We start from the raw sequence: 9,787 nt of genomic DNA, 5'->3' as shown, positions 1-9,787 counted from the left end.
AGTAGTTCCTTCAACCCGAGTTACACCGCTCGTTTGACACACCCAGTCCGGCTCGCGGTGGCGACCGGTTGTCTGTGTTCATCGACTCGCCGAACGAGCCTGATCCACAGCGAAGAAGAACCATGCCGGAATCGGACGGCAGACCCAGGCGAACTCGAGGAACTCCAGGCGTTGGCGCAGCGCACAGATCGACACCTGTCACCGCCCGTTCCTGGGCGCAGTTGACGGACAAACGACCGGACAAGGTCGAGTACGTGAGGCTGAGACCTTGATCAGGTGGCTATGGTGGGAACGGGCCGCCGCCTGACGAAGGGACAATCGTGATGAGGCGGCCCCTGCTCACCGCTCTCCTCGCAGCCGTGCTGGCCACAACCGGCTTGACGGCCCTGCAGGCCGCTCCAGCCGTCGCGCAGCAAGCGGCGCGGTCGGCGGTTTACGGCGGTGGCCCGTTCTACCAGGACGGGCAAGCTGTGATGAACACCCTGCGCGCCAGCGGGTTCACGACCGTGATCCTCTGGAGCATCCACGTTCATCCCAACGGCGACCTGTACTACAACGACATCCTGATCGTGCAGAACGGGCGGTACGTCGGTGACGCCGGCTGGCCCGCGCGCCTCAGGACGCTCAAGCAAGCGCCCACGAGCGTCAACCGCATCGAGGTCAGCGTCGGTGCGTGGGCGGTGCCGGACTGGGAGAACATCGCGAAGCTGATCAGTGCGCAGGGCACCGGGCCGTCGAGCATCCTGTACCGCAACTTCCAGGCGCTCAAGGCGGCCACCGGTGCGGACGCGATCAACAACGACGACGAGTCGTACTACCAGGTCGGGCCGACAGCTGCCTTCGCGCGGATGGCGGCCGGGCTCGGGTACTCGAAGTTCACGTTCGCGCCGTACACGAACCAGTCGTTCTGGGCGAGCCTCAAGAACAACCTGGGCTCGCTGGTCGACCGGGTCTACCTGCAGGGCTACGCGGGCGGTGCCGGCAACAACCCCGCGACCTGGAACAGGGCGCTCGGCATGACGGTCGATCCGGGGCTGTGGAGCAAGCACGGCTCGGGGTGCTCGGCGGGTGACTCACCGGCGACGGTGCAGAGCAAGATGCGGTCCTGGCGCACCTCGGCCGGCATCACGGGTGGCTTCATGTGGCTTTACGACGACATGAAGAAGTGTTCGGCGCAGGGGACCGCGAAGGACTACGCGACCGCGATCCGCAACGGCGTCAGCTAGCCGAGCTGGATCACCGTCACGCGGTCGCCGTCGGTGACCGCGAACCGCGGGCCGGTCTCGTCGACCGCGACCCTGGCAGGTCCGGAGAAGGTCCCGTTCCACACGAGTGAGGTCGCCGAGCTGCCGGTGGGGAGGTCCGGCCACTCCGCCAGCAGCTCGCCGTCCTCCGCGCGGTAAAGGCGCGGGAACTCGTTGAGGGACAGGATGTTCCCGGCGATCGGCAGCAGGTCGCCCGTGCTCACGCCGAGCTGCTTGCGCCAGACGAGCTCGCCGTCGGGCAGTGACCACCTGGAGAGCGTGTCGGTGTCGTGCGTGCTCACCACCAGATCGTCGCCCGCAAAGCACGCGCCGCCGATCTCCGTGTGCCCGAGGTCCTGCAGGTCGAACGAGCCGTACGAGTCCAGCACAGACCTGTCGGCCAGCGCCTGGTGCAGGTCGTAGACCACGACGACGTCCACGGGATGCCACACCCACCCCGCGCTCAACAGGTAGCGGCCGCTGGGCGACACCATCAGCCGTGAGTGGAAGATGTCGGCCTGCTCGGGGCTGTCGCCGCCGGTCAGAAGCCGGCCGGTGAGGGCGTCCTCGACGTCGAGCCGGTTGTACTCCAAGGGGCAGTGGACGAGCCCCGTGCGGCCGTCCTGCATCGTGAACAGCGCCACCGGATACCGGTAGTTCGCTGCCTGGTAGTAGCTGCGGTCGAGCTCGCGGACCACCCCGCCGCGGGGGTCGAGGACGAGGCTTTTCGTGCCCGTGGTCGCCGTCAGCACGGCGACGTCACCGAGCGGCGAGATCGTCGCGGCGTCGAACTGCGCGGAGTAGGGCGTGCGCCTGACGGTGCCCGCGGATCCGTCCAGCGGAATCGTGGTCCACCCGGCGGAGGCGTCGATGAGCTGTCCGTCGGCCCAGATCAGCGCCTTGGCTCCGGAGTGCGGGACCTGCACTCGATGAACTTCTTGCACAACTGCAGTGTCGCGGCCGTGTCACGCCGATTTTCAGTCGAGCAGCTTGCGGAGCTCGGCGTCGAAGTCGACGTAGTCGTTCTCGCGTCCGGGGGCGACTACGTCGTACGTGGAGTTCAGGAACTCCTGCAGTTCGGACGAGCGCACGTGGAACACCGCCTCCGACACGTCGGAGCGCAGTTCCAGGACGGCGGTCGTGGAGTTGTGCGGGCGCAGGCGGACGTCGCCGGCTCCGCTGGTGGTGATCAGGCCGTCGGCGAGCAGGTCGCGGCTGACCAGCCACACCGTCTCCTGGCGTCCCATGCGGAACGTCATGGTCACGGCGTGCGGGTCGTCGGCGCGGTACCCGAGCTCGACCTCGACCGGCATGGGGCGCCCGGAAGGAGCGATGAAGGCGAAGACGGACTCGGCGCCCACTCGTGTCACGTTCGTCATGCCCCCTTAGACGCGTGGCAACCTCCGTGGATGCCTCGCTCAGGAAAAGCGATCAGAACGTGATTTTCAATGGTCCTGGAGTATGACTTCCGACAACAAATTTCACAGCGTGCTCACGTGAACGCCTTCCGTGACGAAGTCAGCACTCAAGGTGAGAATGTGCTTGGGTGCTTCACGTGTCGGTGCAGGCGGTGTTCCGGGCGGCCCTTCGCGACGTGGTCTCTCCCGCGGCTCGGGCCGAGGGGTTCAAGGGGTCCGCGCCCAACTGGCGGATGGTCGACCAGCAAGGCGACTGGGCGATCGTCAACGTCCAGTCGTCGACGGCCAGCACCTCGGAGACGCTCCGGTGCACGGTCAACCTCTCCGTCGCGCCCGCGCCGTGGCTGGAGTGGTCGTACAAACTTCTGGGGCACCGGCCGAAGGCGGTCTCGGAGGCGGACGGCCTGTACCGGGGCCGCCTGCACTCGACGGGTCGGTCGGCTCGGCGCGACGGGTGGTGGGAGGTCGGCAGCGAACGGGAGGCCCTCGCCGTGGCCGCCGACATCGTCGAGAAGCTGGCCGCTGACGGCTGGCCCCTGCTCAGGCGGCTCCTGGACCGGGAGACCCTGGCCGGCCACATCCAGGCGGGCGAACTGGGCCTCAGCAGGACAGACGGCTACGACGAGTACTTCGTCATGGCCGAGTTGCTCGTGCGCTGCCAGTCCGGTCCGAGTCCGCGGCTGGACGAGTTGGTCGAGCTGCTGGAGAGGACGGGTGAGCGGACCGGGTTCCTCGACTGGGTGTGCGACTACGCGGGATTGCCGCGGGGACGCAGCCGGCCGCCGGGCAGCGGCGGCGCGGGCAGGCGATCGCCGGGGTAGTCCTCGACGCGGCCGAATCGAGACGTCTCGGCCTGCCACTCGTCTCGATAGGTGACGATCTCGTCGTGGGTGCGGCCCACGAAGTTCCACCACATGACGATCTCCTCGCCGAACGGCTCGCCGCCCAGCAGTACAACCCGTGCGCCATCGGTGGAGGACAAGGTCAGCGTCGAACGGCCCGTGCCGACGTAGCCGAGCTCGCCGGGCTTGAGAGCGGTCTCACCCAGCGTCACGTCACCGGTGTCGAGCAGGACTCCGTGCTCGAAGGCAGGATCGACGTCGAGCGTCACCGTCGCCCCTCCGGACACCAGGACCTCCGCGCCGAGCAGCGGTGTGAACGTCGTCACAGGAGACGTCGAGCCGGCCAGCGAACCCAGGAAGACGCGGACCGACGCCCCGTTGAGGACGACGCTCGGCGGCGCGTAGTGCTGGAAGTTGCGCGGGGCGTCGCGGTGCGCGTCCGGCAGCGCCAGCCAGAGCTGCACGCCGTGCAGGACGGTCGAAGCGGCGGTCGACACCTCGGAGTGGGCGATGCCGCGGCCGCCAGTCATCAGGTTCAGCTCGCCCGGCCGCACGTACGCGTGCACGCCGAAGCTGTCGCGGTGCTCGATCTCGCCGGTGAAGAGCCAGCTCACGGTCTGCAGCCCGGTGTGCGGGTGCGGCGCGACGTCCATCCGCACCTCGTCCGGCCCGTAGTGGTCGCAGAAGCACCACGCGCCGATCAGCGAGCGCTGCTTCTGCGGCAACGTGCGGCGCACCGACATGGCGCGCGGACCGCCCAGCGGCACGTCCCGTGGTTCCAGGACCTCGACTGAGCCCGGCGTGGAGGTGCACGTCACTTCTGCGGGTTCGGCCTCGACATTGCTCACGGCGTCGATCGTAAGCTGGCGCGGGGGGAACAGTGGATCTTCGTTCACACGTGTCGAGCAGCGGGTACGAACTCGACGAGGCACAGCTGCGGGCCATCGACCGACTCGAAGCACTGGGGGATCGGCGCAGGGGTGTTTACCTGCACGGACCGGTTGGACGCGGCAAGAGCTTCCTCGCGGACGCGTTCTTCGACGTGCTGCCCGTGCGCAGGAAACGCCGCGTGCACTTCCACTCCTTCTTCCAGGAGTTGCACGCGCGGATCTCCGAGCGGCTGCACGAGCGCGGGGCGGTCATGAAGGCCGTCGACGAGCTGATCGGCCGCAGCGAGGTGCTGGCGTTCGACGAGTTCCACCTGCACGACATCGGCGACGCGATGCTGATGACCAGGTTGCTGGAAGCGCTGAAGAAGCAGCGGGTGATGGTGATCGCGACGTCCAACTACCCGCCGGACGGGTTGCTGCCGAACCCGCTGTACCACGACCACTTCCTGCCGGGCATCGCGCTCGTCAAGGAGCTCATGGACGTCGTGGAGATCGAAGCAGGCACCGACTACCGGTACCTGCACGGCCGGCCGCGGTCGCGGTTCGAGACCGGTGAGATCCGCACCGACGTGCCTGCTCGCACCGGCGACCAGGTCTGGTTCGCGTTCGGTGACCTGTGCGAGAAGCCGACTTCGACGCACGACTACCTCGCGCTCGCCGCGCAGTACGACGACTGGGTGATCACCGAGGTGCCGCGCCTCGCCACCTGTGACCGCGAGGCGCAGCAACGGTTCGCGAACGTCGTGGACGTGCTGGTCGACAAGGACGTCCGGCTGACCCTGGTGAGTGATCACCCGCTGAGCGAGATCGTCGGCGGGCGGGCGCTGGACCTGGCGCGCACCGCCAGCCGACTGGAACTGATCAACCGCTGAGTCCTACCGCCACCAGTCAGGCCTGCCTGAGTGCAGTCGATCCAAGGTCTGGATCTTCCCCCAGGAGAAGCCGTACTTGTTGAACACCTCGCCGCTGACGATCCACCGGTAGACCTGGTGATCGACGTCGTAGATGTAGACCCTGTCGCTGGTGGGTGTCTTCGCCAGGCCGCCGATCATGATCGAGTGGTAGCCGGGTTCGCAGCAGCCCCAGAGGCCGGGCCACGTGCGGATCCCGTCCCAGCTGTCGTACAGCTTGAAGTAGTCCTGCTCGGTCTGATGCTGGCACGAGGCCTGTCCCGTTTCGTCCCGTTGAGAGCACGGACGCGATGCCGCTGGCACGATGTGTTCGTGGGGGAGGACGGTGCCGGGACGTCCGCACCACCCGCTGGCGGACCTGCCGCACGAGCGGGTGTGGACCGTGTTCACCGGCGACTTCCGCTCCACCTCGAACACGACCGGGTGATCAGTTCTGCCACTTCCGCCGCCGATAGCAAGTGAAACCCCTGTGCTAGGAGCGGTGAGTGAAGATGCTGCGCGCCCGCGTCGGCGAGCTTGTGGAGAGCAACCGGTTCCAGATGTTCATCATCGGCGTCATCGTGGTCAACGCGATCACGCTCGGCGCCGAGACGTCGACGGTCCTGCACGCGAACTTCGGTCCGGCGCTGACCACGATCGACCACCTCGCGCTCGTGATCTTCACGGTGGAGCTCGCGGCCCGGCTGTACGCGTTCGGCTGGAAGTTCTTCAAAGACCCGTGGAACGTCTTCGACTTCGTGATCGTGGCCATCGCGCTGATCCCGACCGCGGGCCCGTTGTCCGTGCTGCGAAGCCTGAGGATCTTGCGTGCGCTGCGGCTCGTCGCGATGGTGCCGAGCATGCGACGGGTCGTCACCGCGCTGGTGAAGTCGATCCCCGGCCTGGTGTCGTTGTCCGGCCTGCTGATCCTGCACGTCTACGTCGGCGGCGTGATCGCGAGCAACCTGTTCGGCGACACCGGCGACCCGCGGTTCTCCGGCCTGGGCCCGACGTTGCTGACCCTGTTCCAGATCACCACCGGCGACGGCTGGTCGGACGTGATGCGCGACCTGATGGAGCAGAAGCCGCTCGCCTGGATCTTCTTCCTGATCTACCTGCTGGTCGGGTCGTTCACGATGCTCAACCTGTTCATCGCGGTGGTGTGCAGCGCGATGCAGGAGGAGATCACGGTGCCCGCACAGCGTTCCGGCGCGCACGACGACCTGCTGCTGCAGGAAGTCCGGGCGCTGCGGGACGAAGTGCGGGCACTGAGGTCATCGGTGTAGCCAGGGACCCGATCGGCGACGCCGCCGTACACCGATCGGGCCCCTGCAACCCCCGTTCGTCACGGGGTGACCGGGACGTTCGTCAGACCCTTCTTGGCCTTGGAGACCGTGTTCGAGGAGTGGACGACGTTCGGGTTGGCCTTGCACTTGGAGGTCGACGTGACGTAGACGCCGTACTCGCCCACGTTGCCGAGGTCGGACTTGTTGTTGCGCCAGGTGTTCCCGCAGCCGTTCGGGAACGACGGCGTGGTGCTCGGGTTGTGCGTCTCGTAGCCGTTCTTGAACGTGCCGGGCGAGGAGAAGGTGCCGGTGTTGCCCTCGATGAGGTAGCCGGTGCCCTTCACGTCGACCCACGAGTCGGCGGAGTTCGCGCCGCTGATCCCGGTGCCGTTGAACGTGTTGCCGCGGATGACGCCGCCCTGCGTGCCTTCCTTGACGTCGATGTGCTCGGCGGAGACGTTCGGGCCGATCTTGTTGTTGAGCACCTGCACGCGGTCGGACTTGTCGACGCCGCCGGAGTTGCCGTGGCACTTCCAGTTGGAGTTCGCGGAGCCGATGTAGACGCCCTCGCCGTAGTCCTTCGTCACGACGCCGGCGTCGGTGATCGTCGAGTTCTTGATCACGCCGTCCGCGGAGGAGCGCCGGAAGTGCACGCCTTCCTCGTCGGTCTTGCGCACGGTCACGCCGTCGACCGTCACGTGGTGGGAGTTGTCGAGGATGATGCCCTTCTTGGACTCCGCGACGGTGATTCCCTTGATGTTCCAGTACGGCGCGTTGTAGAGCCACAGGCCGTAGCCCGAGTCCCAGCCCGCGGTCGGCACCGGGCAGGGGGTCGGGGCCGTGCCGGAGGGGCCGTCGTTGATCAGCACCGCGGAGGACGGGCCGGTCAGCGTGATGGGGTTGCTCGACGTGCCGGCCTTCTGCGTCACGAACGAGCCGCGGTAGGTGCCGGACGCCAACGAGATGGTGTCACCCGGCTTGGCGTTGGCCAGAGCGGTCTTGAGCTGGTCCGCGGTGGACACCGGGATGGTGGCCTGCGCGCCGGAGTTGTCCTCGGACGATCCCGTGGCGAAGTTGGACGGGACGGTCTTGAGGAAGAGCGATCGGGCCGAGTCGGTTTTGGACACGTCCACACCGTGGCCGCCGGTGTAGTCGCGCTGCTCGTTCTTGGCCCAGTCCGTGATCGCCGTGCCGTTCACGTCCAGGTGCTTGTACGCGGTGCCGTTCCAGCCGAACTGGTAGATGCGCTGCCGGTCGTTGTAGTACGGCTCGTGAGCGCCACCGGTCGACAGCTGCTTGGTCATCTCGTTGTTGAAGAAGACGTTGCGCGGCCCGGACGCACCCGACCACTTCACAGCCTTCTTGCCGGCGCCCCACCAGATCGGGAACCAGTTCGAGTCGTCGNGCGCTGCCGGTCGTTGTAGTACGGCTCGTGAGCGCCACCGGTCGACAGCTGCTTGGTCATCTCGTTGTTGAAGAAGACGTTGCGCGGCCCGGACGCACCCGACCACTTCACAGCCTTCTTGCCGGCGCCCCACCAGATCGGGAACCAGTTCGAGTCGTCGGGCCCGCCGCCGCCTTCCTCACCGCAGTTCGCGCGGCAGTTGCCGGAGCGGTGTGCGTAAGACACCTTCACGGTGTTGAGCTCGAACAGGTTGTTGCGTTCCCAGCCGCCGTGCAGGTTCAGGTCGGAGTCGAAGTCGTTGCCCACCACCACGTTGCCGGAGGACGACCATTGGAACGTGAAGTGGCGCAGGTTGCGCGAGGTGTTGCCGGCGTAGAGCGAGTCCCACACCCGCGAACCGCGGAAGTAACCGTTGCCGCCCTTGCCCTTGTTCCAGCTGCCGTCCAGGTAGTTGTCGACGATCTGCAGGTTCTTGGCTTCCTCGGTGACGATCGGGTGCGACCCGGTCATCTCTGCGCGGATGCCCTTGACCCACGAGTTCGCGGCCCACTTGAACACGATGCCGTGCATCTCGTCCGCGGGAGACATGTTGCCGTAGTTGTTGACGGCCTCGGCGGGGTTGAGGTTCGGCATCGACTGCGTGAAGCCGAAGTTCTCGAACCCGACGCCGAGGACCGGGTCCACCAGCGGCGACACCTTGGAGTCGTATGTCGCCCCGTCAATCGCCGGTGAACCGTCCGAGGTGGAGTTGACCGGGACGTCGAACTCCAGCGGTTTGTCGAGCGTCACCGTCGTGCCGGACACCGAGGCCACGGTGAAGATCTGCTGGCGCATGTGCATGTTCAGGTACGGGAACTGGGTGCCGTTCGCGAACTGCTGCTCGTAGAACTTGACCGAGTTGGCCGCACGGACGTTGACCAGCATGCCCGCCTTGATGTTCGTGGCGGACTGGACCTGGACGGTCCTGTCACCGGCCTTCGCGGCGGCGCGCACCTTCGCGCCGGCTTTCCAGTGCACGTTGATCGTGCCCTCGAAGATGTCCTTGCGGTTCTCGGGAGCCGAGGCGAAGTCGCCGGCGTAGCTCGTGTGCACGCCCCGCGACTGGACCCGGAAGAGGCCGCGGCCAGGCCACAGCCAGCCGCCCTTACCGGCCCCGTGGGTCATGCCGTCCTCGTCCCAGTCGGAGCCGTCCGGGGTGAGGGCGTCGTACCTGGTGTTCGCGTCGGGCGTGTAGACGATCTTCGTCGCGGTCGCGCCGGCACCCCTGATGATCAGGTAGTCCGCGTCGACGTGCAGCTCCTTCGACACCTTCAGCTCACCGGCAGGGAGGGTGATGAGGCTGAGTTTCGAATAGCCGGCGCTGGGCGAGCACTGCGTCCGGATCGAGTCGATCGCTGCCTGCAGTCCGGCGGTGTCGTCGGCCGAGTCGTTGGGGCGGACGTTGTGCTGAGAGGCGAGTTCTGCCGCGGTTGTCTGACAGCTCGCGCTCGGGTTCACATCATTGTTTCCCGGCAGCACCCCATTGCCTCGATACCCCGCTTTCGACCAGTCGTAGAGGCCGGAAACAGGGGAACGGCGGTTCGCTGACGAGACATTTAGCCCTGTCAAGGCGGGTGCAGCGGTCGCCGTCGTGACAGGAATGGCGAGTGAACCGATTAAGGCCACGGTTAGCAGGGGTATAGAGGTTCGCTTCATCGATAACCCTCTTCAGCAGGGTGGGGGCTATTTCTTTGTAGTCGATAGTTGCATATGTGTCAAACGTTCATGTTCTTGAATAGAGTAATCCTGAAACTGTTTTCACTGACGATTTGT

9 protein-coding genes are annotated in these 9,787 nt (G+C 66.5%); 4 read left to right on the top strand and 5 right to left on the bottom strand.

What is annotated here, in order from left to right:
- Nucleotides 1-323 precede the first annotated feature (323 nt).
- Nucleotides 324-1,226, top strand: a complete 903-nt coding sequence (locus tag LFM09_RS46675; RefSeq protein ID WP_414103099.1) for a lysyl endopeptidase — start codon at nt 324-326, stop codon at nt 1,224-1,226.
- Here LFM09_RS46675 and LFM09_RS46670 read toward each other — a convergent pair.
- Together LFM09_RS46670 and LFM09_RS46665 are read right to left on the bottom strand one after the other, a co-directional pair.
- On the bottom strand, nt 1,223-2,170 hold the full coding sequence (locus tag LFM09_RS46670; protein WP_414103098.1) for a hypothetical protein: 948 nt from the start codon (nt 2,168-2,170) through the stop codon (nt 1,223-1,225). The two genes, LFM09_RS46675 and LFM09_RS46670, sit on opposite strands and share 4 nt — an antisense overlap.
- Before the next feature lie 51 nt (nt 2,171-2,221).
- The gene (locus LFM09_RS46665) at nt 2,222-2,623 is read right to left on the bottom strand and encodes an SsgA family sporulation/cell division regulator (RefSeq protein ID WP_414103097.1); all 402 of its coding nucleotides are present in this window, start codon (nt 2,621-2,623) and stop codon (nt 2,222-2,224) included.
- Between the two features lie 176 nt (nt 2,624-2,799).
- Between LFM09_RS46665 and LFM09_RS46660 the strand changes: the two genes are divergently transcribed.
- Nucleotides 2,800-3,483, top strand: coding sequence for a DUF4304 domain-containing protein (locus LFM09_RS46660; RefSeq protein WP_414103096.1), 684 nt, complete (start codon nt 2,800-2,802; stop codon nt 3,481-3,483).
- On the opposite strand, the gene LFM09_RS46655 is transcribed toward LFM09_RS46660, so the two are convergent.
- A complete protein-coding gene (locus LFM09_RS46655; RefSeq protein WP_414103095.1) occupies nt 3,411-4,352 on the bottom strand; it encodes a pirin family protein in 942 nt (313 codons plus the stop codon). The two genes, LFM09_RS46660 and LFM09_RS46655, sit on opposite strands and share 73 nt — an antisense overlap.
- A gap of 32 nt (nt 4,353-4,384) precedes the next feature.
- On the opposite strand from LFM09_RS46655, the gene zapE reads away from it, so the two are divergent.
- Entirely contained in the window at nt 4,385-5,266 is an 882-nt protein-coding gene (zapE, locus tag LFM09_RS46650; protein WP_414103094.1) for a cell division protein ZapE, read from the top strand.
- Between the two features lie 3 nt (nt 5,267-5,269).
- Here the strand turns inward: zapE and LFM09_RS46645 are convergent, their stop codons facing one another.
- Nucleotides 5,270-5,608 (bottom strand): hypothetical protein, encoded by a 339-nt coding sequence (locus tag LFM09_RS46645; protein WP_414103093.1) that lies wholly within the window; start codon nt 5,606-5,608, stop codon nt 5,270-5,272.
- 188 nt (nt 5,609-5,796) lie between these two features.
- On the opposite strand from LFM09_RS46645, the gene LFM09_RS46640 reads away from it, so the two are divergent.
- Nucleotides 5,797-6,570 carry an ion transporter gene (locus tag LFM09_RS46640; RefSeq protein ID WP_414103100.1) on the top strand — a complete coding sequence of 258 codons (774 nt, stop codon included), beginning with the start codon at nt 5,797-5,799 and terminating at the stop codon, nt 6,568-6,570.
- Nucleotides 6,571-6,629: 59 nt separating this feature from the next.
- Here the strand turns inward: LFM09_RS46640 and LFM09_RS46635 are convergent, their stop codons facing one another.
- Nucleotides 6,630-7,925 carry a right-handed parallel beta-helix repeat-containing protein gene (locus LFM09_RS46635; protein WP_414103092.1) on the bottom strand — a complete coding sequence of 432 codons (1,296 nt, stop codon included), beginning with the start codon at nt 7,923-7,925 and terminating at the stop codon, nt 6,630-6,632.
- Between the last annotated feature and the right edge of the window lie 1,862 nt (nt 7,926-9,787).

Origin of the sequence: Lentzea alba (genome assembly GCF_047445655.1) — a bacterium.
GTDB classification, from domain to species: domain Bacteria; phylum Actinomycetota; class Actinomycetes; order Mycobacteriales; family Pseudonocardiaceae; genus Lentzea; species Lentzea alba_A.
The sequence above is the reverse complement of the archived record's forward strand: the minus strand, read 5'-3'. Positions and strand labels throughout refer to the sequence as shown.